At 68.7% G+C, this 26,511-nt stretch carries 26 protein-coding genes; 11 read left to right on the top strand and 15 right to left on the bottom strand.

What is annotated here, in order from left to right:
• Window positions 1–55: 55 nt before the first annotated feature.
• A complete protein-coding gene (locus AC3WJT_RS15400; protein WP_492344016.1) occupies window positions 56–1,180 on the top strand; it encodes a glycoside hydrolase family 130 protein in 1,125 nt (374 codons plus the stop codon).
• On the opposite strand, the gene AC3WJT_RS15395 is transcribed toward AC3WJT_RS15400, so the two are convergent.
• The 3 genes from AC3WJT_RS15395 to AC3WJT_RS15385 form a co-directional block, all read right to left on the bottom strand.
• The gene (locus AC3WJT_RS15395; protein WP_492344015.1) at window positions 1,177–1,665 is read right to left on the bottom strand and encodes an Hpt domain-containing protein; all 489 of its coding nucleotides are present in this window, start codon (window positions 1,663–1,665) and stop codon (window positions 1,177–1,179) included. The genes AC3WJT_RS15400 and AC3WJT_RS15395 overlap by 4 nt on opposite strands.
• Before the next feature lie 99 nt (window positions 1,666–1,764).
• The gene (locus AC3WJT_RS15390; protein WP_492344014.1) at window positions 1,765–2,544 is read right to left on the bottom strand and encodes an NAD kinase; all 780 of its coding nucleotides are present in this window, start codon (window positions 2,542–2,544) and stop codon (window positions 1,765–1,767) included.
• A gap of 34 nt (window positions 2,545–2,578) precedes the next feature.
• Window positions 2,579–3,691, bottom strand: a complete 1,113-nt coding sequence (locus tag AC3WJT_RS15385) for a DUF2336 domain-containing protein (protein ID WP_492344013.1) — start codon at window positions 3,689–3,691, stop codon at window positions 2,579–2,581.
• Window positions 3,692–3,792: 101 nt separating this feature from the next.
• On the opposite strand from AC3WJT_RS15385, the gene glpK reads away from it, so the two are divergent.
• Window positions 3,793–5,286 (top strand): glycerol kinase GlpK, encoded by a 1,494-nt coding sequence (glpK, locus tag AC3WJT_RS15380; RefSeq protein ID WP_492344012.1) that lies wholly within the window; start codon window positions 3,793–3,795, stop codon window positions 5,284–5,286.
• Complete coding sequence (locus AC3WJT_RS15375; protein ID WP_492344011.1) at window positions 5,253–6,011, top strand: TlyA family RNA methyltransferase; 759 nt, start codon at window positions 5,253–5,255, stop codon at window positions 6,009–6,011. Before glpK ends, AC3WJT_RS15375 begins: the two co-directional genes overlap by 34 nt.
• Before the next feature lie 58 nt (window positions 6,012–6,069).
• Here the strand turns inward: AC3WJT_RS15375 and AC3WJT_RS15370 are convergent, their stop codons facing one another.
• Window positions 6,070–6,705 carry a glycine zipper 2TM domain-containing protein gene (locus AC3WJT_RS15370; RefSeq protein ID WP_492344010.1) on the bottom strand — a complete coding sequence of 212 codons (636 nt, stop codon included), beginning with the start codon at window positions 6,703–6,705 and terminating at the stop codon, window positions 6,070–6,072.
• A 48-nt stretch (window positions 6,706–6,753) separates the two neighbouring features.
• The gene (locus tag AC3WJT_RS15365; RefSeq protein WP_492344009.1) at window positions 6,754–7,173 is read right to left on the bottom strand and encodes a glycine zipper 2TM domain-containing protein; all 420 of its coding nucleotides are present in this window, start codon (window positions 7,171–7,173) and stop codon (window positions 6,754–6,756) included.
• A 190-nt stretch (window positions 7,174–7,363) separates the two neighbouring features.
• On the opposite strand from AC3WJT_RS15365, the gene AC3WJT_RS15360 reads away from it, so the two are divergent.
• A complete protein-coding gene (locus AC3WJT_RS15360; RefSeq protein ID WP_492344190.1) occupies window positions 7,364–8,593 on the top strand; it encodes a class I SAM-dependent RNA methyltransferase in 1,230 nt (409 codons plus the stop codon).
• A 4-nt stretch (window positions 8,594–8,597) separates the two neighbouring features.
• On the opposite strand, the gene AC3WJT_RS15355 is transcribed toward AC3WJT_RS15360, so the two are convergent.
• Both AC3WJT_RS15355 and AC3WJT_RS15350 read right to left on the bottom strand, forming a co-directional pair.
• Window positions 8,598–9,050, bottom strand: a complete 453-nt coding sequence (locus AC3WJT_RS15355; RefSeq protein WP_492344008.1) for a hypothetical protein — start codon at window positions 9,048–9,050, stop codon at window positions 8,598–8,600.
• Window positions 9,051–9,126: 76 nt separating this feature from the next.
• The gene (locus tag AC3WJT_RS15350; RefSeq protein WP_492344007.1) at window positions 9,127–10,203 is read right to left on the bottom strand and encodes a PA0069 family radical SAM protein; all 1,077 of its coding nucleotides are present in this window, start codon (window positions 10,201–10,203) and stop codon (window positions 9,127–9,129) included.
• 75 nt (window positions 10,204–10,278) lie between these two features.
• Between AC3WJT_RS15350 and AC3WJT_RS15345 the strand changes: the two genes are divergently transcribed.
• Complete coding sequence (locus AC3WJT_RS15345; protein WP_492344006.1) at window positions 10,279–10,713, top strand: glycosyltransferase; 435 nt, start codon at window positions 10,279–10,281, stop codon at window positions 10,711–10,713.
• A gap of 25 nt (window positions 10,714–10,738) precedes the next feature.
• On the opposite strand, the gene AC3WJT_RS15340 is transcribed toward AC3WJT_RS15345, so the two are convergent.
• The 5 genes from AC3WJT_RS15340 to AC3WJT_RS15320 form a co-directional block, all read right to left on the bottom strand.
• Window positions 10,739–12,391, bottom strand: a complete 1,653-nt coding sequence (locus AC3WJT_RS15340) for a transglycosylase SLT domain-containing protein (RefSeq protein WP_492344005.1) — start codon at window positions 12,389–12,391, stop codon at window positions 10,739–10,741.
• A 99-nt stretch (window positions 12,392–12,490) separates the two neighbouring features.
• Complete coding sequence (locus AC3WJT_RS15335) at window positions 12,491–13,093, bottom strand: CDP-alcohol phosphatidyltransferase family protein (protein WP_492344004.1); 603 nt, start codon at window positions 13,091–13,093, stop codon at window positions 12,491–12,493.
• Window positions 13,080–13,352, bottom strand: coding sequence for a Rieske (2Fe-2S) protein (locus AC3WJT_RS15330; protein ID WP_492344003.1), 273 nt, complete (start codon window positions 13,350–13,352; stop codon window positions 13,080–13,082). The genes AC3WJT_RS15335 and AC3WJT_RS15330 overlap by 14 nt, the downstream gene beginning before the upstream one ends.
• Window positions 13,349–14,530, bottom strand: coding sequence for an iron-containing redox enzyme family protein (locus AC3WJT_RS15325; RefSeq protein ID WP_492344002.1), 1,182 nt, complete (start codon window positions 14,528–14,530; stop codon window positions 13,349–13,351). Before AC3WJT_RS15325 ends, AC3WJT_RS15330 begins: the two co-directional genes overlap by 4 nt.
• A 1-nt stretch (window position 14,531) precedes the next feature.
• Window positions 14,532–15,182 (bottom strand): RibD family protein, encoded by a 651-nt coding sequence (locus AC3WJT_RS15320; protein ID WP_492344001.1) that lies wholly within the window; start codon window positions 15,180–15,182, stop codon window positions 14,532–14,534.
• Window positions 15,183–15,335: 153 nt separating this feature from the next.
• Between AC3WJT_RS15320 and AC3WJT_RS15315 the strand changes: the two genes are divergently transcribed.
• From AC3WJT_RS15315 to AC3WJT_RS15305, 3 genes are read left to right on the top strand one after another with little or no spacing between them, the layout of a single operon-like run.
• Window positions 15,336–16,259: an ABC transporter ATP-binding protein gene (locus tag AC3WJT_RS15315; protein ID WP_492344000.1), complete on the top strand. Its 924-nt coding sequence runs from the start codon at window positions 15,336–15,338 to the stop codon at window positions 16,257–16,259.
• Window positions 16,259–17,020 (top strand): ABC transporter permease, encoded by a 762-nt coding sequence (locus AC3WJT_RS15310; RefSeq protein ID WP_492343999.1) that lies wholly within the window; start codon window positions 16,259–16,261, stop codon window positions 17,018–17,020. The genes AC3WJT_RS15315 and AC3WJT_RS15310 overlap by 1 nt, the downstream gene beginning before the upstream one ends.
• A gap of 6 nt (window positions 17,021–17,026) precedes the next feature.
• Window positions 17,027–18,124 carry an NADH:flavin oxidoreductase gene (locus tag AC3WJT_RS15305; protein WP_492343998.1) on the top strand — a complete coding sequence of 366 codons (1,098 nt, stop codon included), beginning with the start codon at window positions 17,027–17,029 and terminating at the stop codon, window positions 18,122–18,124.
• Here the strand turns inward: AC3WJT_RS15305 and AC3WJT_RS15300 are convergent.
• Complete coding sequence (locus AC3WJT_RS15300) at window positions 18,121–19,227, bottom strand: energy transducer TonB (protein ID WP_492343997.1); 1,107 nt, start codon at window positions 19,225–19,227, stop codon at window positions 18,121–18,123. The two genes, AC3WJT_RS15305 and AC3WJT_RS15300, sit on opposite strands and share 4 nt — an antisense overlap.
• 20 nt (window positions 19,228–19,247) lie before the next feature.
• A complete protein-coding gene (locus AC3WJT_RS15295; RefSeq protein ID WP_492343996.1) occupies window positions 19,248–20,063 on the bottom strand; it encodes a uracil-DNA glycosylase in 816 nt (271 codons plus the stop codon).
• A 141-nt stretch (window positions 20,064–20,204) separates the two neighbouring features.
• Between AC3WJT_RS15295 and AC3WJT_RS15290 the strand changes: the two genes are divergently transcribed.
• From AC3WJT_RS15290 to AC3WJT_RS15280, 3 genes are all read left to right on the top strand, one after another.
• Entirely contained in the window at window positions 20,205–21,878 is a 1,674-nt protein-coding gene (locus tag AC3WJT_RS15290) for an electron transfer flavoprotein-ubiquinone oxidoreductase (protein WP_492343995.1), read from the top strand.
• 164 nt (window positions 21,879–22,042) lie between these two features.
• Complete coding sequence (locus AC3WJT_RS15285) at window positions 22,043–23,782, top strand: tetratricopeptide repeat protein (RefSeq protein WP_492343994.1); 1,740 nt, start codon at window positions 22,043–22,045, stop codon at window positions 23,780–23,782.
• 148 nt (window positions 23,783–23,930) lie between these two features.
• Window positions 23,931–24,809: a 4-(cytidine 5'-diphospho)-2-C-methyl-D-erythritol kinase gene (locus AC3WJT_RS15280; protein ID WP_492343993.1), complete on the top strand. Its 879-nt coding sequence runs from the start codon at window positions 23,931–23,933 to the stop codon at window positions 24,807–24,809.
• A gap of 154 nt (window positions 24,810–24,963) precedes the next feature.
• Here the strand turns inward: AC3WJT_RS15280 and AC3WJT_RS15275 are convergent, their stop codons facing one another.
• Window positions 24,964–26,511, bottom strand: a complete 1,548-nt coding sequence (locus AC3WJT_RS15275; protein WP_492343992.1) for an ammonium transporter — start codon at window positions 26,509–26,511, stop codon at window positions 24,964–24,966.

The following is a 26,511-nucleotide window of genomic DNA, read 5'->3' as shown; positions in this document are numbered from 1 at the left end:
CTCCGGTCCGGGGCAGGGCGGGGGAACGGCGCCGCTCCGCACCCGTTGCGACCGGATGGCCTACGAAACCGACCGCCTGATCTTCACGCCCGATGACGTCGATCTGGCGCGCTCTCCCTTGCGGCGAGGCCTGGCGCCGGGATCGACCTTCGTCCTCGGCGCCTTCAACCCCGGTCTGGGAGTGCTGCCAGGCGGCAACCTGCTGATGATGGTCAGGGTGGCCGAGGCGCTGGTCGAGCCGATGACCGGCCAGGTCATCCGCGCGATCCGATGGACGCCCGAGCGCGGCTATCATCTCGTTGAATGGCCGCTCGCCGGCGTCGACATCAGCGACCCGCGGGTCTTCCGTCTGACGGGGCAGGCCAACCCGCTGATCGGGCTGACGTCGCTGTCCTGGTTGCTGCCGGTGGAGTTGTCGCCCGACGGCCTGTCGGTGGTCGCCGTCCACTATGACCGCGCCATCGGCCCCCGCGTCGGCTGGCAGGAGTATGGCGTCGAGGATCCGCGCATCAGCCGGATCGGCCAGACCTGGTACATGACAGCCTGCTGCATCAGCGCCGACCGCCAGTCGACAGGCCTCTACACCTCCGCCAACGGCCTGGACTGGGACCTGGCGGGCATGGTCCTGGATCATCAGAACAAGGACATGCTGCTGTTCGAGGGGCTCATCGACGGCGCATTCTGGGCTTTGACCCGACCGCTCGGCGGGCTCTATTTCGCCTATCCGCCGGACAGCGCCTGCCGCGGCGGACCGTCCATCAATCTCGCGCGCTCGCCCGACGCCCTGCACTGGAAGCCGATCGAGGCGGGCGGGATCCGTGCGCGCAAGAGCGCATTCGCCAGCGAAAAGGTCGGCGGTGGAGCACAGCCGGTGCTGACGCCCGAGGGTTGGCTGGTGCTGTATCACGGGGTTGAGGCCGGCGGGGCGGTGGGCATCTACCGCACGTTCTGGGCCTTGCTGGACGCTGCCGATCCGACGCAAATCCTGCGGCTTGAGGACCAGGCGGCGGTCTTGGAGCCTGCGCCGACCCTGACCGAGCCGTTGAAATCACGGATGTATCTGGACGGCGTGGTGTTCACGACCGGACTGGCGGATGGCGGCGACCACTGGATCGCGCTGTCAGGCGAGGCGGACCTCGCCTGTCGCGTCACTCACATTCCGAAGGCGGTGTTTCGCTAGCCCGCGGGCGTCAGCTGAGCCACGCGGCCTTCAAGTTCCTCGACCAGCTTGCGGCCGACCGGGTGATCCTCGCTGCGGATGTTGCCGCGCACGGACGCCTTGATGCCGTCGATGTGGGCGTCAACGAGGAACATCGGCGCCTCGAGGCGGGACTCGGGGTCATCGATCAGCTTGCACAGCGATCCGGCGATGCGCGTGACCAGCGGGAACTCGTAGGTGGCGCCGAGACCCTTGAGGTCATGGGCGCGCAGATAGAGGCCCTCGGCCGTTTCAACGGTCAGGCCTTCGCTGCGAATGCGCTGGCGGGCGGCATCGAGCTTGACCAGCTCGTCGTTGAGCCATTCAGCGAAGTTGCCGGACAGGCTCTTCAGCGCGGCCTCGGCCTTGGCGATCGCCGCAGGGTCGATGCCCCCCAGCCGACCGCCGACCTTGAGGCGAAGTGTGTTCGGGGCCTGAATGACCTGAACCGTCGAATTGTCGCTCACGCGTCGCCTCCCTTGGCGTTCTACGAGGGAGACGCTAGGCGATCTGGGTTAACAACGGATGAGACGGGAATCTTCGGAAATTCGCCGGGTGTGGTCGCGTCAGGCCGAGAACTGTTCGGCCAGCACGCGCTCTTCCAGGCTCCGGCCGGCATCGAACAGCATCGACAGGCTTACCGCGCGATCCTCGGAGACGTGAACCTCGAGAACATCGCGGATTTCGACGTTGTCAGCCACGGCGCTGACCGGACGCTTGTCGGCTTCCAGCACCTCGAAGGTCACCCGCGCCGTGTGCGACAGCAGCGCCCCGCGCCAGCGGCGGGGCCGGAAGACGCTGATCGGCGTCAGGGCCATGACCCGGGCGTCGATCGGAATGATCGGGCCATGCGCTGACAGATTGTAGGCCGTCGAGCCGGCGGGCGTGGCGACCAGCGCGCCGTCGCAGACCAGCTCGCTCATCCGCACCTTGCCGTCGATGGAGATGCGCAGCTTGGCCGTCTGGCGCGTCTGCCGCAGCAACGACACCTCGTTGATGGCCAGCGCCCGGTGTTGTTTGCGCTTTGAGTCGATGGCGACCATCGTCAACGGATGGATCACGGCCCGCTCGGCGGCGTTGATCCGCTCCAGCAGGCTGTCCTCGCTATACTCGTTCATCAGGAAGCCGACGGAGCCGCGGTTCATGCCGTAGATCGGCTTTCCGTCGGCCATCACGCCATGCAGCGTTTCCAGCATGAAGCCGTCGCCGCCGAGGGCGACGATGACCTGGGCGCCGTCGCCGGCGTCGCCGTAGCGGTCAATCAGCCGGGTGCGCGCGTCCTGCGCCTCGGGCCGATCGCTGGCGACGAAGGTGATGCGGCTGGTATGGGGCTTGGTGCTGAACATTGGCCGCGAGCAAGGCCTTATGCCGCTGGGCTTGTCAAACGGTGGAGACAGCCTTGCGGAAGGCGACGCCGGCGATATCGGGATCAAAGGGTCCGAACGCCCCTGTTGCACGGCGTCCGGCTTCGGCCCCGCCGCCGGGCCGGCCCTGGTTCAGGCCCCTCACGGCTTCGAGAATGGTCGGGAAGGCTCCCCGGTCGACGCCGATCGCGGCGCAGGCCAGCGCCAGCAGTTCGGGGCGATCGCTGTTGATCGCCCGGCGGATATGATCTTCCTCGAAGTTGCCCAGCCGGGTGATCCCGGCGACGAACAGCGTCAGCCGTCCTTCGCGCAGCGACCGGAGCAGGAAGCTGGGTCGCAGTTGACCGGCGTCGCTCAGCTTGTCGACCAGTCGGCATTCCAGCGCTTCGCGCTCGGCGTCGGATCTGGCTTGGGCCGGCGGCAGGCCTTCGACAGCGGCATGGGCTTCACGCACGCTGAGCGCCAGCGCCGCGTCCAGTTCGGCGGGGTCGAGCCTGAACCGTTCGACCAGTGAGCTGCGCAGGGACTGGCCGACCCAGAGATACAGTCTTTGCGCCATGTCCGACGACAGGCGCGGATGGCGGGCCAGCGGCGAGCGCATGGCCGCGACGGCGCGCGAATGGTCGACCAGGCGATCCATCGCCGAGGGGGTCACCTCGGCCGTGTCGTTGCCGACGAGGGCCGTCAGCACCGCGGGCTCCTGTTGTCGCAGGATGGCCTCGACGACGGGCGCGCCGAGTCGTCCCCGGCGCGCGATGGCGATCTGGTGGTCGAGGGTCGACTCGACCAGCAGGCGGATCAGGTCGTGGTCCTGCAGCACCGGGCTGGCGGCGATGACCGGAGCGGCGATCTCGATGTCGTCGAGCGCCAGCACGTTGACCAGGGCCGCAGGGACCCAGGGCGCGGGCGCGATTTTCTCGGCCAGGCGGCGGCGGATGTCGCGTTCGGCTTCGCCGACGATGGTCATGAACACCGCGCCGATCAGTTCGCGGACGTGCGGCTGGGCGACTTCATCCATGTCGGCCTTGTCGCAGAGGGCGACGATGGCGTTGAGGAGACGCTCGCGGTCCGTCGGATGCCGGCTTCGCGCCAGCAGGAGAAGATCGGCGGCGTCTGCGGCGATGGTCACTTGGGGCCCCGTCCCGGCTCGCGGACTCGAAGCATGACCCTGCTCCCACCGCGTGAAAACATGCTTAAACGACAGGAAGATCGTCAGGGGAGTCGAATCGTATGGCCGATGCGTTGATTCTGGCGCTTGACCAGGGAACGACCAGCACCCGCGCCATCGTGTTCGACGTCCAGGGTCACGCGCTCGCCGACGCCAGCCGGCCGCTGCACCAGAGCTATCCGAACGATGGCTGGGTCGAGCATGACGCCGACGAAATCTGGACGGCCAGCGTCGAGGTGCTGCGGGAGGCGGTCGGGAAGGTCGGCCGGCCGGTGTCCGATATCGCCGCCATCGGCGTGACCAACCAGCGCGAGACAGTGGTGATCTGGGATCGCGAGACCGGCCAGCCTATCGCGCCGGCCATCGTCTGGCAGGACCGCCGCACGGCCTCGACCTGCGAGCGTCTGATCAAGGCCGGCGCCGAGGAGCGGGTGACCGAGGTCACGGGCCTGCTGCTGGATCCGTATTTTTCCGGGACCAAGATCGCCTGGCTGCTCGACCACGTCGCGGGGGCCCGCGCGCGCGCCGAGCAGGGTCAGCTGCTGTGCGGCACGATGGACAGCTGGGTGATCTGGAAACTGACCGGCGGACAGGTTCACGCCACCGACGCCACCAACGCCTCGCGCACCCTGTTGTTCGACATCGGAACCCAGCGCTGGTCGGACGAGATGCTGCAGCTGTTCGATGTGCCCGCCGCCCTGCTGCCCCGGGTGCTCGACTGCGCGGACGACTATGGCCAGACCGACCCGTCCATCCTCGGCCGACCCGTGCCGATCCGGGGCGTGGCCGGCGATCAGCAGGCGGCGCTGATGGGGCAGGGCTGTGTTCGCCCCGGCGAGATGAAGGCCACCTACGGCACCGGCTGCTTCATGCTGCTGAACACCGGCGAACTGAAGGCGCTCAGCCGGTCGCGGCTGCTGACGACGGTGGCCGCGCGGGTCAACGGCAGGACGACCTACGCCCTTGAGGGCTCGATCTTCGTGGCCGGCGCGGCGATCCAGTGGCTCGGCGAGGAACTCGGCATTCCGGGCGGTCCTGCCGCCGCCGAGGCGCTGGCGCAGACGGCCAAGGCCGACAGCGGCGTGGTCGTGGTGCCGGCCTTCACCGGCCTCGGCGCGCCCTGGTGGGACGCCGGGGCGCGGGGCGGGATCTTCGGCCTGACCCGGGATTCCGGCCTGGCCGAGATCGCGGCGGCGACCTTCGACGCCTGCGCGCTGCAGACCCGCGACCTGATCGAGGCGATGCGCGCCGACGCACCGCATGCCTTCGGGGCCAAGGCCGAGCTGCGGATCGATGGCGGTATGTCCCGCAGCGCCTGGTTCTCCCAGCGGCTGGCCGACCTGACCGGTTTTCCGGTCTGTCGCTCCAATTATCAGGAGACCACCGCCCTGGGCTCGGCGCTTTTCGCGGGCCTGGGCGCCGGCCTGTTCAGCACGGTGGAGGAAGCCGCCGCCGCGCGACCGGACACCGAGTCTGTCATCCCGACCGACGACTCCCGCATGCGCGAAACCGCCTACGCCCGGTGGCTCGACGCCGTGCCGAGGGTGCGGTCCTGAAGCGACGCATCGATCTGCTGCTCGTCGAGCGTGGTCTGTTCGACAGCCGCGCGCGGGCGCAGGCGGCGATCGCGGCAGGGGGCGTGACGGCGGACGGCCGGCGCGTCGGCAAGCCTTCGGAAGCGGTTGACGAGGACGCTGTCCTGGTCGCCGAGCCGGCCCATCGCTGGGTCGGACGCGGGGCGCTGAAGCTGGAGCATGCGCTGTCGATCTGGCCGGTTCCTGTGGTGGGCCGGGTGGTGCTCGATGTCGGGGCCTCGACGGGCGGGTTCACCGAAGTCTGCCTCTCGCGAGGCGCTTTGCGGGTCTATGCGGTCGATGTCGGCCGCGACCAGCTCCACGCGTCACTGGCGGATGACGCGCGCGTGGTCGACCTGTCCGGGACGGACGCCAGGGGACTGGACGCTTCGCTGATCCCGCAGGCTCCAGGCCTGGTCGTCACCGACGTCAGCTTCATCAGCCTCGCCAAGGCCCTGCCGGCCGCCCTGGCGCTGGCGGAGGAGGGGGCGGATCTCGTCGCGCTGGTCAAACCGCAGTTCGAGGTCGGTCGCGACAAGGTCGGCAAGGGCGGCATCGTCAAGGATGCGGCGGTTCGGCAGGCCGCACTGGAGGCGGTGGCCGGCTGGCTGGAGGGCGAAGGCTGGTCTGTCCGCGAGACCGGCGACAGCCCGGTCACCGGCGGCGACGGCAATCACGAGTTCCTGCTCTGGGCGCGGAAGGCCTGACAAGGAAAAGGCCGCCCGCGATGCGGACGGCCTCTCCTCACAGGAAGGTCCTGAAAGCCTAGTCGACGACCTGATAGCGGCCGCTCGAGTCACGGCAGACGCGCACGAAGCGCTTCTGGACCCGGCCGTCCGGCAGATAGATCGGGCTCTCCGCGAGCGAGCAGTTGTCCGCAGACGGGGCGTCAGCCACCGGACGGGCGTAACCGTCGCTGTAGCCGTAGCTGTCATCGTCGCCATACCTGGGGTCATAGGCGCCCTGGGCGTAGCCCCCCTGGGCATAGCCGCTGCGACCGTCGTCGTAGCCGTAGTAGCCGTCCTGGACAGGCGGCGCCGCGTAGCCCTGCTGATACGAATCCGGCTGGCCGGGCTCGCAGGCGGCTGCGGTCTTGCCGACGTTGGCGCCGATGACCGCGCCGAGGAGGCCGCCAAGGACGGCGCCTTCGGTGCGGTTGCCGCGCGCGGCGATATTGCCGCCCGCGAGCGCGCCGATACCTGCACCAACGAGCGCGCCCCCCGTGCCACGACCGGTCCGCTCCCGCTGACAGGCGTCGTAGCGGTAGCCGCCGTCATAGCCGCTCGCGCCCGGAGAATAGGGCTGGGCGGAGGCGGTGGTCGGAACCACCGCCAGACCGGCGATCATGGCGACGGCGGCCAGTCCGGCGGCGCCGCGGGTCAGTGTGGAACGGATCGTCATGGAGCTCTCCCTTGTCCTCGATCGTACAGGAGCGTTCGACGGTCGGGCCTAGGCCCGGCCGCTCGGACGCCAATAGCCGTCACGGGCGCGGCACACCTCGAAGCCGTGCCAGCGGCCGCCGTAATACTCCTGAACCCACTTGCAGTTGTTGCGGCGGGCGCTGACCCGCTGGGGATAGGAGCCGCATTTGAAGTTGCGCTTGGCGATCTGGTTGCCGGCGACGGCGCCGACCGTGCCGCCGAGCACGGCGCCTTCGGTCTTCACGCCCTCACTGGCCACGGCCGCGCCGAGGACGCCGCCGATCAGGGCGCCGGTGACGGTGCCCTTGTTGCCGGCCTGCTTGCGTTGATAGCTGCAGACATCGCCGCGGCCGTAGCTACGGGCCGATTGCGCGTCGGCGAACGTCGGCGCCATGAACACCGGAGCGGCGATGGCGATAGCGGCGGAAATTGACAGGATGGTGCGCATAACGCGCTCCCTTCGCTTCTGAGGCGAGTTTGACTCGCCGTTGATGGTGAGAAGATGGCGGGGCCAACCTGAACGGCCGTTGAGCGGCCCGTTCATCTTCGTTCATGTGGCGGACCGATTGCCCGCCGTGTCGCTCCCCAACAATGCTATCGGGGGCGGTGGGTTCCGTTTGGAGTTTCGGTTGACCGATCTGATCGACATTACTGTCACAGGCGTGGGCGCCCAGGGCGACGGCCTGGCGCCGGGCCCTCTGTTCGTTCCGCTGACTCTGGGCGGGGAGCGCGTTCGCGCGCGCCGCGACGGCCAGCGCGCCGAAATGGTCGAGCTGGTCGAGGCCAGTCCGGACCGGGTTACGCCGCCGTGTCCGCATTTCGGGGTCTGCGGCGGCTGCGCGCTGCAGCACTGGGACGCGGCGCCCTACCTGCGCTGGAAGGCCGAGCTGGTGCGCACCGCGCTCAGCCACGAGCATATCGAGACCGAGATTCTGCCGACCTTCGCCTCGCCGCCGGGTTCGCGGCGCCGGCTGGCCCTGCACGCCCGCGGCGGCAAGGGCGGTGTGAAGCTGGGATTCAAGGAGCGGCGCAGCTGGTCGCTGGTGGACATAGACACCTGTGTCATCGCTGACCCGCGCTTGGTGGCGGCGCTGCCGGCCCTGCGGCTGCTTGCGCGGCCGTTCCTGGAGCACCCGAAATCCGCCCCGACCCTGCATGTGACCTGGACCGCGACCGGGATCGACGTCGACGTGACCGGGGTTGAGCGCAAGAGCGGCGGCCTGTCGGCCGACGCCCGCATGCGCGCGGCCGAGGCGGCGTCCGCCGGCGATTTCGCGCGCGTCACCCTCGCTGGCGAGATGGTCTATCAGGCGCGTCTGCCGATGGTGCGACTGGGCCCGGCGACCGTCGCCCTGCCGGCCGGAAGCTTCCTTCAAGCGGTCCCGCAGGCCGAGGCGGCCATGGCGGCGTTCGCTGTCGAGGCCGTCGAAGGCGCGAACCGGGTCGCAGACCTCTATTGCGGCGTGGGCACATTCACCTTCCGCCTGGCGATGGTCGCGCCGGTGCTGGCGGCCGACTCGGCGGCGCCCGCCATCGCCGCCCTGCGCGCCGCCACAGCCAGCGCCCCGGGCCTGAAGCCGATCACTGCCGAGGCCCGCGACCTGGCCCGGCGACCGATGCTGGCCCAGGACCTCGCCAAGGTTGATGCGGTGGTTTTCGACCCGCCCCGCGCCGGCGCCTTCGAACAGTCCGGCGAAATCGGCCGCAGCAAGGTGTCCCGCGTCGTCGGCGTGTCCTGCAACCCGGTGACCTTCGCCCGGGACGCACGCATCCTGATTGACTCGGGTTTCACCCTGGAACGCGTGCTGCCCGTGGACCAGTTCCTCTGGTCGCCGCACGTGGAGCTGGTCGGGGTGTTCAGCCGCTAGCCGGTCACCTGGCAGCGGCCTCTCGCGCCATGATGGCGCGGCCGGCGTCGATGGCCTCCTTCAGGCTCGGACGACTCCAGCCGCCGGTCTGGTTCTTGAGGCGGTTGAAGCAGGCCATCTCGAGCAGGGACTCGCCGATCGAGCCAGGTGAAACCGTCTGTGCCGGTCCGGACAGGAGCCTTGGCGACGTGGTTGTGAGATCAGATTTGACCATGCGCTCCGATCGCGTTTGCCAGGCCCGGCGACCGCAGCTGAAGCTGACCTGGGCGATCATCACCTGACCCGATGCGGCGATGACGAGGGCTTCAGCTTCGAGCTGATCGCCGACAGGCTTGACGGACCCACGATCCAGCATCGCGACAAAACCGGGCGATGCATCGACCGCCACGAACGGCGCTGCCTGGGCGGGCAAGGCAAAGCTGGCCGCCGCAACAAGTCCTGCCATGACAATGCGCATGTTCAGCCTTCCCGTTGGCGATGTGGCTGTATTCGTGCACCGGGCGGCTCCTGCGGCCACATCGGAAAAGGGGGGATCAGCCGAACAAATCCATCTGGTCCCCGGTCCTCGGCGGGACACGGAACGCCGCAAGATTCAGCGACTCTCTCGGCCGCTCCAGCCCGTAACGCCGGCGCGCGGCCCGGAACCGCGCCGCGACCAGATCGGCCAGCGGTCCTTCGCCACGACCGCGTACGCCCCAGTCGGCGGTGTAGGTCTTCCCGCGCCGCGTCTGGCGGATCAGCGACATCACCCGCTCGGCCCGGTCGGGATGATCGCTCTTCAGCCATTCCTGGAACAGGTCGGCGATCTCCAGCGGCAGCCGGACCATGACATAGCCGGCCGCCGTCGCCCCGGCCTGCGCCGAAGCCTCCAGCACCGCCTCCAGTTCGTGGTCGTTGAGACCCGGGATGACCGGCGCGAACATCACCGTCACGGGGCAGCCGGCGTCGGTGAGGGTGCGCACCGCATCGAGCCGCCGCTGCGGCGTCGCCGCGCGCGGCTCCATGCTGCGGGCCAGCCTGCGGTCGAGGGTCGTGATGGACATCGCCGCCCGCGCCAGGCCGGCCTTGCCCATGACGCCCAGGATGTCGGCGTCGCGGCTGATCAGGTTCGACTTGGTGATGATCGTCAGCGGATGGTTGAACGCGCGGAGCACCTCCAGCACCTGACGGGTCACCCGCAGTTTGCGCTCCAGCGGCTGGTAGGGGTCGGTGTCGGCGCCGATCTGGATATGCCGGGGTTCATAGCCCTTGCGCGACAGTTCGGCTTTCAGCAGCCGCGCGGCCTCCGGCTTGAAAAACAGCCGTGTCTCAAAATCGAGTCCGGGCGAGAGGCCCAGGTACGCGTGATTGGGCCGGGCGAAGCAGTATATGCAGCCGTGCTCGCAGCCCCGGTAGGGATTGATCGACCGGTCGAAGTGAATGTCCGGGCTGCTGTTGCGGGTGATGATGGTCTTCGCGCGATCAGGCAGGACGACCGTCTGGATCTGCGCCGGTTGGGGGTCTTCCAGCGTCCAGCCGTCGTCGAACGCTTCGCGTTGCGCGGATACGAACCGGCTCGTGGCGTTGCTGCGCGCGCCACGGCCCTTCACCGATGCAACGGGAGACGCCATGCCGGAATTGAACACCCCGGGACGGAACAAAACAAGAACTATTGACCGTGGCGATGCGGCGCGCTCCAAGGCGGCATGATCTCCGTCATCGTCCAGACCCTGAACAACGAACGCACCCTGTCGGCCTGCCTGGCGGCGCTGGTGCCGGCGGCGGTGGACGCGATCGTCACGGAGGTCATCGTCGTCGACGGCGGGTCGACCGACGCGACCCTGGATATCGTCGAGGACGCGGGAGCCAAGCGGGCGGCAGGCCTTGCGGCGGCGGTGGCTGCGGCGAAGGCCGACTGGCTGTTGCTGCTGCCGGCGGACCTTCGACTCGAAACCGGCTGGGACGCCGAGGCTGCGGCGCATCTGCAGAACGCGGGCGGCAGGGCCGCACGGTTCCGGTCGGCGCAGTGGTGGCCCTTGCGGCTCGGCGATCAGCGGGCGTTGTTGATCCGGCGAGACCGGTTCGGGATGGCGTTGGGCCGTGTCCGACGGCTGGATAGCCGGGCTTATTCCGTTCAATGATCCTCTCCCGCGCGGGAGAGGAGGGCTATTTATCCAGCCTCAGGTCGATGATCCGGTCGCCGCGCGCCACGGCGTCCAGGGTGTTGGTCTCGCCGCCGAAGCGGCGCTTGTAGGTCCAGTAGGCGACCATCACCTTCTCGACATAGTCGCGCGTTTCGAGCGCCGGCATGCTCTCCATCACCAGGAGGCTGTCCGCCCCTGGACCGACCTTCTTCAGCGTATTGAGAACCGTGCCTGCGCCGGCGTTGTAGGCCGCCACCGCGCGCAGCACGTCATAGGCTTCCGGGCCGCCGCCGAGCGCCCGCTCCATAAGCCAGATGAAATAGTCCTGGCCGACCCGAAGGTTGGTCGGTCCATCCAGCAGCGGCAGGGGATTGACCAGCAGCTTGTCGTCGCCCGCGGCGCGGGCCGCCGCCACAGGCCGAACCTGCATCAGCCCCATGGCCCCGGCGCCGGACACCGCATAGGCGTTGAAGCGGCTTTCCTTCCAGACCAGCGCGTAGACCAGCGCCTTGTCGAGCGTGAAGCCGCCTTCGGGCCACAGGTCCGGCGTCGGATAGTCCTCAGGCCCACGGCGGCGGGCGGCGGCGCGGCGCGGGGAGGGCGGCGGCGCGGCGTCGGCGGCGGTGGTGATCGGGGCGTTCAGCGCCAGGATCAGCGCCTGCCAGAGCTGTCGTTCGGCCGGGGTCTTCGCCAGGGTCAGGCCGGCCCGAAGCTCGAGACCGGCGTCCTTGGCGCGGCCGATCTGCATCAGGGCGGCGGCGCGGCGCGCTCTCGGGTCGGTTTTGACGAAGCTGTCGACCGCCGGAAGAGCCGGCGTAGTGGCGACGCGATCGAAGCCGTAGCGGCTGATCGCCGCCCGCATCGTCGGTCGCAGACGGGGCTCGGCGTCGCCCAACTGCGCGCCCTTCAGTTCCAGGCTGCGCAGCGCGACCATGCCGTAGAAGGTGTGCGGGGTCTTCGCCGCCATCCGCAGGAAGGCGAGGGCCTGGTCGGCCTCGCCCAGCATCGTCGAGGCCCGGGCGGCCCAGAAGGCCCCGCCGGAGCGCAGCCAGTCGTCGACATCCTCGTCGATGGCTACGGCGCGGAAGAAGGCGCGGGATTCCTCGTACCGGCCCAGCCGCCAGGCCGCCAGGCCGGCCACCCACCGCTCTCCGGCGGCGGGCGCTAGCGCCAGGGCCCGGGCGGCGTCGCCCGAATAGTAGGCTTCGCGCGCGGCGCGACCGCGATCGGGACTGGCGGGTCCGCCGGCGAGGCCGGACGCGGTCTCCACCCGGCCCCACATGCGGGAGACTTCGATAAAGGCGGGCGGCTTGGGCGTCGCGGCCGAGGCCGGCTTGCGTTTCAGCGCCAGGGCGTAGACCCGTTCGGCGCCCGGAAGGTCGCCATACGCCTTGAGCCAGGCGTTCAGCTCCGACCAGGTGGCGGTGTAGCCGGTCGGATGCATCAGACGCTCCAGCATCAGATGTCCGGCCAGGCTGCGGTCGCGGGTGCGGGCGAGGGCGGCGTCGGCGGTGTCGAAATCGGCCCGCGCCGAGGCGGCGAAGGCGTCACGCCAGGCGCGCTCCTCCATCGGCGACAGCACCTGCGGTCCGGCCGCCAGCGCTGCGCCCGCTGAAAAGATCGCCAACGCCATCATGGTCAGAGCCACAATCAGCGCGCGCGGACCGGCCGCCATGCTGTCTGCCGCGCGATCCCTTGCGGGCGGCGCGGTCCCTTACCCGATGCAGCGCGCAAACTAGCCGTGCGGGCGCCTTCGGGGAAGCCGGTTCGCTCGTCAGGCGGGTGATGAGGGGTGAACGGCGACAAACCCGTGCGGAGCATCGAGGTCCTCGCCGCCGCGCACCATGAATGCGGTCTGTTCCAGCCGGCTGAAGCCGACAACCGCCGCGGCCAAAGTCACCAGACCTTCGACACCGGTCACCGCCATCAGCGGCCACAGGCAGAACAGCAGCAGCCCCCCGACCTTTGCAGACCAGAAGTGGAACATCATCAGTCGCCTGCGCATCGCCCAGGAAACCGCAAGGTAGAGCAGCGGCCCGCCGAACAGGATCAGCAGCGCAATGCCGTGCCGGTCCCAGATTCCGGGGAAGGCGAGCGTCAGAAAGGCGAGAATTCCCAACGAAAACAGATTGTCGACCGCAGCGTCCAGCTGCGCTCCAAAGGTGGACGCCCGTCCGCTGCGCCGCGCGATCCAGCCGTCGACGGCGTCAGTCAGCGCGGCCAGGACGTAAAGCGCCAGCGCCGGCGCGATTCGATGGGCCAGGAGGAGCGCAGCGACAGGCAGGATCAGCAGCGCCCGGCTGACGGTGACCAGATTGGCCAGCTTCAGCTCGCCGTCCTCGTAGAACAGGGTGACCGGAAATCTACGTCTGTTCATGGGTCAGCGCTGCAGGGGCGGCGTCGAGCCGGAGGGTTGTCGGCTGCGACAGCAGGGTCTCAACCGGAAAGGCGTTGTAATGCATCGGACAGATGATGCGGTTCCCGTCGTCAACCCGGCCGAACTTGAGCGGGGCGCCCCGATGCGGGCAGGCGTTGCGGACGAGGTAGAGCTGTTCGTCGACGCCGAGCAGGAAATACTCCTGACCGTCGCGCCAGATCGGCGGCAGCCCCTGGCCAATCCAGACCCGCGCCGTCACGAGGCTGTCGCCAGCCGGCCGGTCGACCCGTGGGGGAAGGCCTCGAACTCCGCGGCGCTGACCGCCCCGATCGCCCCGACCTGCACCCGGGCCTTTGCCGCGATGCCCGGCGTGCGCGGAGTCACGAGCCGGCCGTCGCGCCGGCCCAGGCCGTATGCAGCCGACGGCGATGCCTCGAAGGCCGCGACGAGGCCCAGCAGGCCCGCCGCGGAGCGGGCGAAGACGTCACGCGTAAGCTCCGCGCCGGTGATGAACTCAACGCCGATCTCAGGTCCGAACCGTTCGATGAGCGGTGAGATCACCTCGTCCACGACCATCCGCGTGTGGTGCAGATCGATGTGCGCGTGCTCGGCGAAATAGCGGGCGTCCGCCTGCGGATGAAAGCGTCCGAGGTGCTGCGCATGGAACAGTGTTGAGCGCTGGTAGGCCGTTTCGGCGAACAGCAGGAAGCCGATCTGCTGGAAGATGTTGCGCGGGTTCTGGAAGAGGAAGTGGATCGTGTTGTGCAGCGTCAGGGTGTTGGTGTCGAACAGGCTGAAATAGCCGTTGTAGGTGTCGTCCAGACCGACCGAACGCATGGTCGCGCGGAACAGCACGCTGTGCTTTCGATCATGGACGCCATAACCGAACTCGTCGATCAGGATCCGGAAAAGCGCTGACTGCGGCGCACCGAACTCGCCGACGACGCCCAGCGCCGATGCGGAAGCCTCCGCCAGCAGGTCGGCCGAGGATTGAAGCAGGAAGTTCCGGTAGTGGTGCTCGCGATGGTCGTTTGACGCGAGCGCTTGAAGGAAGGGGTCGACCGTGACGGCCCGTAGATCCGGGATAAGTCGTTCGGCGTAGGCCAGGATGTCGCCGTCGCCGGAGGCCGCGCGTGCGGCGACCTGAAACGGCTCAATGAGGTCAGACTCGAGAATGGCGCGCTGCCGATCCAGCGCCTGCAACCGGTCCGCCGCGTAGTGCGTCGCCAGGTGTTCGGCGATCGAGCCTTCCGGACGTTCATCGGGCAGCAGGACATAGCGAGCCTGGTAGCAGCGCATGAGCGCCTGGTGGCGGACATGCGTCGCCAGCGCCTCGTCGGCGTTGTCGTGCAGGGGTTCGATCCGTGCGTCGTAGACGACCGGAGCCGCCGGGGACCTCCGTTCGGCGGTGAGGGGCGCTTCCTTCCCGACGATCATGTCACGCGTCCGAAGGCCGATAGACCGACACGCCGATGCCGCCCTTGATGAACAGATCAACCAGCCGCCAGCGTGACAGGGCCATCGTCGCGCCGTTCAGATAGGTCGGCGCGTCCGGGCTGCCGGCGATGACCGGGATGTGCTTGATGATGATCTTTGAGACCAGTTCCGCCTTGAACAGGCTGGAGAGCAGTTCGCTGCCTCCTTCCGCGATCATCGTCTTGACGCCGCGCGCATCCAGAACCGCCATCAGGGCCGCGAGATCGACCTGGTCTTCGCCACAGATGATGACGTCAACATGGTCGCGGGCGCGCAGCGCTTCGATGGCCCCGCGCGTCGCGCGCGCCGACACCGCGATCAGCGTCGGAACGCCGTCGTTCAGCAATGTGCAGTCTGGAGGCAGGCGTCCGTCAGACGAGGGGATCACCCGCAATGGATTGCGTCCTCGCACGTGTCGCACCGTGAGTTCAGGATCATCGGTGCGGACCGTGTTGGCGCCGACCATGATCGCGTCATTGGCTGCCCGCTGGGTGTGAAACCAGGCCTTGAGCTCGTCGCTGGAGTACAGGAACAGGTCCTTGCTGGAGGCGGAGCGTCCGAGCGACAGCTTGCCGTCGATGGTCAACTCGGACAGCGTTGTGATTTCGACCATGGATCCCCCGATGACATCGGGGCGCGCCCGATCCGTCCTGATTTCTCGGATGCAGAACGCGGTCGGGTGACTCTGGTTCAAACAGTTGTAGGGCAGGGGCTGGTCAGTGGCTGCCCGGCCCCTTATCTCCGCACCATCGCCGGGGGACCTTGAGTGCAGCCGATCATCTCCATCGCCGGATTGTCGAAGACCTATGCCGGAGGCTTCCAGGCGCTGAAGGGCGTTGATCTGGACATCCGCAAGGGCGAGATCTTCGCCCTGCTGGGGCCAAACGGGGCCGGCAAGACCACGCTGATCGGGATCGTCTGCGGCATCGTCAACGCCACGACCGGAACCGTGATCGCCGACGGCCACGACATCGCCCGCGACTATCGCGAGGCCCGCACCAAGATCGGGCTGGTGCCGCAGGAAATCAGCACCGACGCCTTCGAGACCGTCATCGCCACGGTGAAGTTCAGCCGCGGCCTGTTCGGCAAGGCGCCCAACCCCGCCTACATCGAGAAGATCCTTCGCGACCTCAGTCTCTGGGACAAGAAGGACAACAAGATCATGACGCTGTCGGGCGGCATGAAGCGCCGGGTGATGATCGCCAAGGCGCTGAGCCACGAGCCGAAGATCCTGTTCCTCGACGAACCGTCGGCCGGCGTCGACGTCGAACTGCGCCGCGACATGTGGCTGATGGTCCGGGCCCTGCGCGACAGCGGCGTGACCATCATCCTGACCACCCACTACATCGAGGAGGCCGAGGAGATGGCCGACCGCATCGGGGTGATCAACAAGGGCGAGCTGGTTCTGGTCGAGGACAAGGACGTGCTCATGCGCAAGCTGGGCAAGAAGCAGCTGACCCTGCAGTTGCGCGAGCCGCTGGCCGCATTGCCGGCGGCGCTGGCGGGCGAGGCGCTGGAGCTGTCGGCCGACGGGACACAGCTGGTGTTCAGCTTTGACGCCCAGGCCGAGGAGACGGGCATCGCCGACCTGCTCCGGCGGCTGGGCGAACAGGGCGTCGACTTCAAGGATCTGCGCACCGAGGAAAGCTCCCTCGAGGAGATCTTCGTCAATCTGGTGAGGGCGCAGTGATGAACTTCCATGGCGTGAAGGCCATCTACCGCTTCGAACTGGCGCGCTGGTTCCGCACCCTCATGCAGTCCATCCTGGCGCCGGTCATCTCGACCTCGCTGTATTTCGTTGTGTTCGGCACAGCCATCGGCAGCCGGATGACCGCGATCGACGGCGTCAGCTACGGCGCCTTCATCGTGCCGGGCCTGATCATGCTGGCGATCCTGACCGAGAGCATCTCCAACGCGTCGTTCGGCATCTACATGCCCAAGTGGTCGGGGACGATCTACGAGCTGCTGTCCTCGCCGGTCTCCTGGCTGGAGACGGTGATCGGCTACGTCGGCGCGGCGGCGACCAAATCGGTGCTGCTCGGTCTGCTGATGCTGGCCACGGCCCGGCTGTTCGTGCCGTTCGAGATCGCCCATCCGGTCTGGATGCTGGGCTTCCTGATCCTGACGGCGGTGACGTTCAGCCTGTTCGGCTTCATCATCGGCCTCTGGGCGGATGACTTCCAGAAGCTGCAGATCGTGCCCACCCTGATCATCACGCCGCTCGCCTTCCTCGGCGGCAGTTTCTATTCGATCAGCATGCTGCCGCCGGTCTGGCAGAAGATCACCCTGTTCAACCCGGTGGTCTATCTGATCAGCGGCTTCCGCTGGGCCTTCTACGGCAAGGCCGACGTCAACATCGGCATCAGTCTGGCCGCCATCCTCGGCTTCCTGATTGCTTGCCTCCTCGTCATCCGGTGGATCTTCCACACCGGCTACAAAATGAAGGTCTGACCGCGCATGTCCGTCTCCCCCCTGTTCGCCCCGCTGACCTTCGCCCACGGCCCGGCGATGAAGAACCGCCTGATGCTGGCGCCGCTGACCAATACCCAGAGCCACGCCGACGGCCGGATGTCGGACGAGGAGTTCAAGTGGCTGACCATGCGCGCCGAGGGCGGCTTCGGCCTGACCATGACCTGCGCGGCGCACGTTCAGCGGATCGGGCAGGGCTTCCCCGGCCAGATGGGCTGCTGGTCGGATGACCACATCGAGGGGCTCTCGCGTTTGGCAGCCGCCATCAAGGCGGAGGAGAGCGTGGCGGTGGTCCAGCTGCACCACGCCGGCATGCGCTCGCCGGCCGAACTGATCGGCGAGGCCCCGGTCTGCCCGTCCGACAATGACGAGTTCAAGGCCCGCGCCCTGACCGGCGCCGAGGTCGAGCAGCTGATCCAGGACTTCATCGCCGGCGCCGTGCGTGCGCAGAAGGCCGGCTTCGACGGCGTCGAGATCCACGGCGCCCACGGGTACATCCTGGCCCAGTTCCTCAGCCCGGAGGTCAACCTGCGCACCGACCAGTGGGGCGGCCCGGCCGAAAACCGCAACAGGATCGTCATCGAGATCCTCAAGGGCGTTCGCGCGGCCTGCGGCGATGACTTCCAGCTCGGCCTGCGCCTGTCGCCGGAGCGGTTCGGCATCGTGCTGGCCGAGTGCCGCGACCTGGCCCAGCAGCTGATGACCGAGGGCCTGATCGACTATCTCGACATGTCCCTGTGGGACGTGCGCAAGGCGCCGATGGACGCGGCGTTCGCCGGCCAGAGCCTGATCGAGGTGTTCACCAGTCTCGACCGGGGCAATGTCCGGCTCGGTGTGGCGGGCAAGGTTATGGCGGCCGAAGACGCGGAATGGTGTCTGGAGCAGGGCTGCGACTTCGTCCTGATCGGCCGCGGCGCCATCATCCACCATGACTGGCCCAAGCTCGCAGCTGCGGATCCGGCATTCCGGCCGGATGCCCTGCCCGTGACCCGCGAGCACCTGCAGGCCGAGGGGCTCAGCGACCGGTTCATCACCTACATGCAGGCCTGGAAGGGCTTCGTGGCGGAGGAGGCGGTTCCCGCCTAGGGAGCCTCCCTGGCCGGGCTCCAGTCGTACAGCTGCGCCTTGAACGGGCGACCGAAGATGTCGGTGGCCGGGGCGAACGGACCGTTCGCGCGGACGGCGGCGCAGGCGGCGACATCACCGGCGTCGGCGCCTGAGGTCGCCTCGATCGTGCAGGCGCTGACCGCGCCGGTCGCCTCGACCATGACGTTGAGTCGAACGCGGGCCAGCGCGTCAGCGGGCAGGGCGGCGGCGACCGCCGTCCGCGCCGGGTCGCTCGCAACCGGCCGACCGCTCCACTTCTGAACGGGCAGCAGGGCGCGAGGCTTGCCGTCGAACAGCACGAAGTGGAGCTGCATGCGGCGCTGCCAGGGCCTTTCGAACATTGAGACGTCGTAGCGTCCCCTCGCCGCCGCCTTGCAGGCGCGGGCGTCGAAGGCGGCGTCCCCGGAGGACTTCACGATGCGGCATGCCTGTCGCGGGTCTTCCGGCGAATACTCGATGCCGGCCCAGGGCTCGGCCCGCGCCTCGGCCGACGTCGGACCGCCAGGCAGCAGGTCGAGCTTTGCGACCGTGGCCATCTGGCTGTCCCAGGAGGGCGGCCACTGCCCGCCGGGCGGCGGCGGCGCGGGAGACGGCGCGCTGACCACCACCAGAGGCGTCTGCGGGGTGAAGCTCCGAACGACGTTGATCGACAGGACGAAGCGGTCCGTCACCGGCGCGCCGGCGTCGTCGATGGCAGGCTTCAGGCGCGCCCGTGCGGAGACCCGGTCGCACAGCCCCTCGAACAAAGCCGCGTCGCCGTAAGGCCGCTGAAGTTCGCAGGCGGAGACCCGTCCCGTGGGTTCGATAGTCAGCTTCACTGCCACGTTGCCCGAGGCGGCGGTCCCGGCCGCCGCCAGCACGACCAGGGGATCACTGTCCGGCAGCCAGTCGCTGACCGGGCCGATGGCGGTCGCGCGCCGCAGCGGCCGGGCCTCGCCGGCCGCGAGGTAGACCGGATAGCCGTATACAGCGACAAACGGGTAGGTCTTCGCGTCCACCGCCGGCGGTGTGAGCGCCGGGGTGGAGGTCGCCGGCGCCAGGAGCGCGGCGCCCAGCAGAATGCAAAGTCCGGGGCGTCTCATGGCTCGCATTCTCCGCTTCGTTACTCAGGCCGCCCCGGCCGATCCAGCCGCTCGGTCAGCGTCAGCAGATCCAGCCAGGCCTTCTTCTTCGCCGCCGGCTGCCGCAGCAGGAACGCCGGGTGCAGGGTCGGCAGGGCGGGCAGCACCGTTCCGTCCTCCGCGTGCCATTCGAACCAGCGGCCGCGCAGCGTGAGAATGCCTTCGTCCCGCTGCAGCACCGACTTGGCAGACGCGCCGCCGGCCAGCAGCAGCATCTTCGGCTGAACAAGTGCGATGGCGCGGTGCAGGAAGGGTGCGCAAACGGCCTGTTCGGCCAGGGTCGGGGTGCGGTTGCCCGGCGGACGCCAGAAGACGGTGTTGGTGATGAACACCCGGTCCTTGAGGCCGGCGGCCTCCAGCATCCGGTCGAGCAGCTGGCCGGCCTTGCCGACGAACGGCTCGCCGCGGGCGTCTTCTTCGCCGCCCGGGCCTTCGCCGATGACCATGACGGGGCCTTCGGGATTCCCGCGCGAGAACACCGCCTGTTTCGCGCCCTCGAACTTCAGGCCACAGCCGTCGAAGGCGGCGATGGCGGCGGCCAGCGCCTCGAGGGTCTGGGCCTCGGCGGCCATCGCGCGCGCCTGTTCAACCGCGCCGCTGACATCGGGCGCCGCCTGGCGTCCGCCGGCGGCCGGCTGGGCGACGGCGGCCGGCCGGGGCGTCACCGCCTTGGCCTTCAGCCGCGCAGCGCCCTCGGCCAGACGATCGACGGGCTCCTCGCCGTAGCAGGCGTCCACGCCCGCTTCCGCCCAGAAGGCGAGGGCGCTTTCGACGGCTCTGGCGTGGGGGCTGCTCACGGCGTGATCTAACCCTGCGCAGGGCTACAGGGCGAGTCTCGACTGTCCGATGTGTGACGATTGGCGCTTGCGGCGCCATTCCCGCTTGACCGCCCCTGCGTCGCCTTTGATTAAGTCCCAAAGCGCGAAGGGGAATCCGGCATGAGCGAAGCTGTCGAACGCGAGTCCATGGAGTACGACGTCGTCATCGTCGGCGGCGGTCCGGCCGGTCTGTCGGCGGCGATCCGGCTGAAACAGCTGGCCGAAGCCGCCGGGACCGAGGTCTCGGTAGCCGTGCTGGAGAAGGGTTCCGAAGTCGGCGCCCACATCCTGTCGGGCGCGGTGCTCGATCCCAAGGCGCTGGCGGAACTGTTCCCGAACTGGAAGGAACTGGGCGCGCCGCTCGAAACGCCGGTGACGCACGACAAGTTTCTGATCCTCGGTCCGCAGGGCGAGCTCAGCCTGCCGATGTTCGCTCTGCCGCCATTCATGCACAACGAGGGCTGCTACATCGGCTCGCTGGCCAATGTCGCCCGCTGGCTGGGTGGTCAGGCCGAGGCGATGGGCGTCGAGATCTACCCGGGCTTCGCCGCCTCTGACCTGGTGTTCCGCGAGGACGGCTCGGTGAAGGGCGTCATCGTCGGCGTTGTCGGCATCGGCAAGGACGGCCAGCACAAGGGCAGCTACGAGCCGGGCATGGAGCTGAACGGCAAGTACGTGTTCATCGCCGAAGGCGTGCGCGGCTCGCTGGCCAAGCAGCTGGAAGCGAAGTTCAACCTGCGTGACGGCAAGGAGCCGCAGAAGTTCGGTATCGGGATCAAGGAGCTCTGGCAGGTGCCGGACGCCAATTTCCGGCCGGGCCTGGCGCAGCACACCACCGGCTGGCCGCTGGACAACAACACCGGCGGCGGCAGCTTCATGTACCACTTCGGGGACAACTACGTGACCATCGGTTACGTGGTGCACCTCAACTACAAGAACCCCTGGCTGTCGCCGTTCGACGAATTCCAGCAGTTCAAGCACCATCCGTCGGTGAAGCCCTATCTCGAGGGCGGCCGGCGCATCGCCTATGGCGCCCGGGCCATCACCGAGGGCGGCTGGCAGTCGATCCCCAAACTGACCTTCCCCGGCGGCGTGCTGATCGGTTGCTCGGCGGGCTTCGTGAACGTCCCGCGCATCAAGGGCAGCCATAACGCCATGAAGACCGGCATGCTGGCCGCGGAGGAAGCCTTCAAGGCGCTCCAGGCCGGCCGCGAGGGCGACGAGCTGACCGGCTACACCGACGCCTTCCAGAAGAGCTGGGTGGCCAAGGAGCTGAAGGTCGTCCGCAACGCCAAGCCCCTGCTCAGCAAGCTGGGCACCTTCCTGGGCGGCGCGGCCGGCATGTTCGACATGTGGTGCACCCACCTGCTCGGCGGCTTCTCGATCTTCGGCACGCTGAAGCACGGCAAGACCGACGCCGCCTCGACGGGGCTGGCCAAGGACTACCCGCAGCTGACCTATCCCAAGCCGGACGGCGTGATCAGCTTCGACAAGCTGAGCTCGGTGTTCCTCTCGGCGACCAACCACGAAGAAGACCAGCCTGCGCACCTGCGCCTGAAGGACCCTTCGGTGCCGATCGGCGTCAACCTGCCGCTCTATGGCGAGCCGGCGCGGCTCTACTGCCCGGCCGGGGTCTACGAGGTGCTGTACGACGAGGCCGGCAACAATCCGAAGTTCCAGATCAACGCCCAGAACTGCGTCCACTGCAAAACCTGCGACATCAAGGACCCGTCGCAGAACATCGTCTGGACGACGCCCGAGGGCGGCGGCGGGCCGAACTATCCGAACATGTAGTTTGCGTGGTTCGAGACGCGGACCTGAGGGTCCGCTCCTCACCATGACGATCAATGGTGTTCGTCATCCTGAGGAGCGAGCCCCAAGCGAGCGTCTCGAAGGACAAATTCCCCTCGTGGGGCGAGGCGCCTTGCGGGCGCCACAGATTGCGGCAAGGTGAGCGTATGAAACTGCGCTTCGCCTTGCCCGCCCTCGCTCCCCTGGCCCTGCTGGCCGCCTGCGCCACCACAGGCGCCCCGGCGCCCGCCGCCGGCCTGAAACCGTCCCAGGACGTCGCGTTCGAAACGGGCCAGCGGGCGTCGCCCTATGGCCTGTACCTCGCCGGCCAGGCGGCGATGAACGACTCCGACGCCCCGGCGGCCTCGCAGTACTTCGCCCGCGCCGAACAGACCGGTCTCGACGGCGCCTATTTCCGCGAACAGGCCTTCATCGCCGCGGTGATGTCCGGCGACCTGGCCCGCGCCGCCCGACTGGCGCCGTCCGATCCTGAAACCCGCCCGGTCATCCTGCGCCTCGCGGCCCTGTCGAAGGTCGTCGCCGGCATCGGCGAGGGCGACGGCAAGCTGGCGGTCGAAACCCTCGCCAGCGGCGAGGTCAATGTTCCCCATCGCTCGGCCGCGGCCCTGCTGGCGCCGTTCGCCGCCGCTCTGGCCGGCGACAAGGCCGGCGCGCTGGCCCGACCCGAGATCCGCGGCGACCGTCTGGTCGAGGTGTTCGGCCAGCTGGGCCAGGCCCAGATGTTCGAGCGCGCCAAGCGCTTCGACGAGGCCGAGACCGACTACATGGCGCTCGTCGGCATCGAAGGCGCCGGCGCCCTGTTCGCCCCCGACTACGGCGGCTTCCTCGAGCGGCGTGGCCGCTGGGCGGACGCCGTGAAGGTCTATGACCGCGCGCTGACCGATACGCCCGGCGATCGGAGCCTGCTGGCCGCCCGGACGCGCGCGCTGGGCCGCAAGAGCGCCCAGCCGCTGCCGACCATCCGTCAGGGCGCGGCCCGCGGTCTGGTCGCCCAGGCCGCCCAGATGCTCGGCGACCGTCAGTACGAGATGGCGATCGCCTATTTCCGTATGGCGCTCTACCTCGACCCCACGCGCGACGAGGCGAAGATCCTCGCCGGCGACGCCCTGGCGGCCGGCAAGGAAGTCGAGGCCGCCCGTGTCGCCTACGCCAGCGTCGAGCCGGGCTCGGTCCAGTATCCGCTGGCCCGCTCCAAGCTCGCCTGGACCTATCAGCAGACCAAGGACGGCGAGACGGCGCTCAAGCTGGCCAGGGAAGGCCTCGAGGCCGCCCCAACGGATGACGACGCGGCCATGACCTACGCCGACCTGCTGCGGGCCAACGACCGTTACGCGGAAGCCGTCGTCGTGATGGACGGCGTGATTGGCCGCGCCGGTCCGACGCCCGACTGGCGTCTGCTCTACATGCGCGGCGTGGCGCTGGAGCGCAGCGGGCGGTGGCCCGAGGCGGAGGCCGATCTGAAGGCCGCGCTGGCCAGCGAGCCGAATGAGCCCGAGCTCCTGAACTACCTCGGCTACAGCTGGATCGACCGCGGCGAGCGCCTCGCCGAGGCCCTCGACATGGTCAAGCGGGCGGTCGCGGCCAATCCCCGCTCGGGCGCGGTCGTCGACTCGCTGGGCTGGGCCTACTACCGCCTCGGCGACTATCGCAACGCCGTGGAACAGCTGGAGACGGCCGTCCTGCTCGAGCCGGCGGATCCGGAAATCAACAACCACCTGGGCGACGCCTACTGGCGCGTCGGTCGCCGGATCGAGGCGGAGTTCCAGTGGCAGCGCGCCCTCAGCCTTGACCCTCCCGCTAAGATCAAGGCGGAGGCGGAGGCCAAGCTGAAGTCGGGTCTCGGCCCCACCGGCCCGGCCGCTGCGCCGGTGACGGCGTCCAACTAACCCTCCATCGGCTGGCGTCCTTCGACACGCCGGCTTCGCCGCCCGCCCGTGATGGCGTATTCAGAACCGCGTCATGGTGAGCAGGGGCGAAGGTCCGTGTCGAACCACGCACCTTCTCGCCGCCTTCGGGCAAGCTGTGGATACCGGAATGGCCCTGTCAGCCTTCGCGCCGGCCAAGGTGAATCTGTTCCTGCATGTGGGGCCTGTCGCCGCTGACGGCTATCACCCGCTGTCGAGCCTGATGGTCTTCGCCGACGTCGGCGACACCCTGTCGATCCAGGCGTCGGAGGCGCCCGAGTTCGAGGTCACCGGACCGTTCGGTTACTATGTCGAGGACGGCGCGAGCAATCTGGTGGTCCAGGCCGCGCGGGCCCTGTTCGAGCACGTGAAGGGACCGCAGCCGCCGTTCCGGCTGATCCTCGACAAGCAACTGCCGGTCGCGGCGGGTCTGGGTGGCGGCTCATCGGACGCCGGGGCGACGCTTCGCCTGCTGCGGTCGGCCCTCGATCTGGCGGTGCAGGACGAGATGTTGACCGCGATCGCCGCCCGGCTGGGCGCCGACGGGCCCGTCTGCCTGTGGGGGCGCGCAGCCATGACCTCGGGACGAGGGGACCGGCTGGCTCCGCCGCCCGGACTGCCGCCGCTGAACGCGGTGCTGGTCAACCCCGGCGTTCCGTCATCGACGGCCGGCGTCTATCGGGCCTTCGACGAGTCAGGCCTGCTGGGCGACGCATCGCCGCCGTCGCTGCCGCCGGCCTTCGAGAGCGCCGAGGAGGTGGCGGCGTTCATGGCCTGGTGCCGCAACGACCTGGAAGCGCCAGCGGTCGATCTGGCGCCGGCCATCGGCGAAGTGCTGGAGACCCTGCGGGACGAGCCCGAGACGTTGCTGGCCCGGATGAGCGGCTCCGGCGCCACCTGCTTCGCCCTGTGCGCCGACGACATCCAGGCCGAGGGCCTGGCCGAACGCATCGAGCAGATGCGGCCGGACTGGTGGGTTCGGAGATGCAGGCTGGGCGACGGGATCTAGGGGACATTTACCGCAAGGTACGTGTCCCCCAAACAAGCCGCTTCTGAACCTCGATTAGGGGACGCGTACCTTCGGTACATATCCCCGCTCCGCAAACGGAAAGGGCGCGGAACCCTGCGGTCCCGCGCCCTCCTTACGCAACGCTCAGACGAGACTAGGTGTGGTAGGCGCGTTCGCCGTGCTCGGAGATGTCGAGTCCGTCTTCTTCCGTCTCCGCGGTGACGCGCAGGCCGACCGTGTACTTGATCAGCAGGAAGACGACCGCCGAACCGATGGTGGACCACAGGATCGCGACGCCGACCGCCTTGGTCTGGGCCATCATCTGGAAGCCCAGGTCATAGGCCGTGGCGCAGACGGTGATGGCGGCGCCGTCGGCTCCGCAGGTCGAGTAGTCGACGATGCCCTGACCACCCCAGGCCGGGTTGACCAGCAGGCCGGTGCCGAGGGCGCCGATGATGCCGCCGACGGCGTGGATCCCGAAGGCGTCGAGGCTGTCGTCGTACTTCAGGGCGTTCTTGACGGCCGAGCAGAAGAACACGCAGACCGGGCTGACAGCCAGGCCCAGGATCAACGCGCCCAGCGGACCGGCGAAGCCGGCGGCCGGCGTGATGGCCACGAGACCGGCGACGATGCCCGAGGCCATGCCCAGCATCGAGGCCTTCTTGCGCGTCACCCACTCCACGACGACCCAGCTGAAGCCGGCGGCGGCGGTGGCGATGAAGGTGTTGACCATCGCCAGGGCGGCGTAGCCGTTGGCCTCAAGGTTGGAACCGGCGTTGAAGCCGAACCAGCCCACCCACAGCAGACCGGCGCCGACCATGGTCAGCGTCAGGCTGTGCGGCGGCATCGGCTCCTTCTGGAAGCCCGTACGCTTGCCGAGGATGATCGAACCCACCAGGGCGGCGATACCGGCGTTGATGTGAACCACGGTGCCGCCGGCGAAGTCGATGGCGCCCCAGCCCCAGAGCAGACCGGCTCCTGCGGCGGTGGTCGCCGCTTCAACACCCGCGCCGCTCGTGGCGCCGGCCCACCACCAGACCATATGGGCCATCGGGTAATAGACGATGATCGGCCAGATGACCGCGAAGAGCACCGTGGCGCTGAACTTGATCCGCTCGGCCAGGCCGCCCAGAACGAGGGCGGCGGTGATGCAGGCGAAGGTCATCTGGAAGGCGACGAAGGCCAGCTCCGGAATGACCACGCCGACCGAGAAGGTCTCTACGTTGCTGCCGACGCCGACGCCTGCGAGCCCGAGCTTGCTGAGCCCGCCAACGAACTTGTTGGCCGCGCCGCCGTCCGTGAACGCCAGCGTGTAGCCCCAGAGGATCCAGGTGATCATGCCGACCACGGTCACCGTGGAGACCTGCATCAGCATAGACAGCATGTTCTTCTGGCGAACCAGGCCGCCGTAGAACAGCGCCAGGCCCGGGATGATCATCAGCATGACCAGGATGGTCGAGATGAGCATCCAGGTCGTGTCGCCCTTGTTGGCCTCCGGTGCGGGAGCCTCCGGTTCAGCGGCGGCCGGAGCGGCTTCCGCGGGCGCCGGAGCCGCCGGGGCTTCAGCGGCCGGAGCCGGAGTTGCAGCAGCGGCGGCGGCCGGGGCCGCCTCCTGGGCGAAGGCCGGAGCCGCCAGCGGCGCTCCGGCAAGAACGGCGACGGCGGTCAGCGCCGCCAGTCGTCCAAGAAAATTCGGTTTCAT

The sequence above is a fragment of the Caulobacter sp. FW305-C-30-S16 genome (assembly GCF_058783025.1).
The sequence above is the reverse complement of the archived record's forward strand: the minus strand, read 5'-3'. Positions and strand labels throughout refer to the sequence as shown.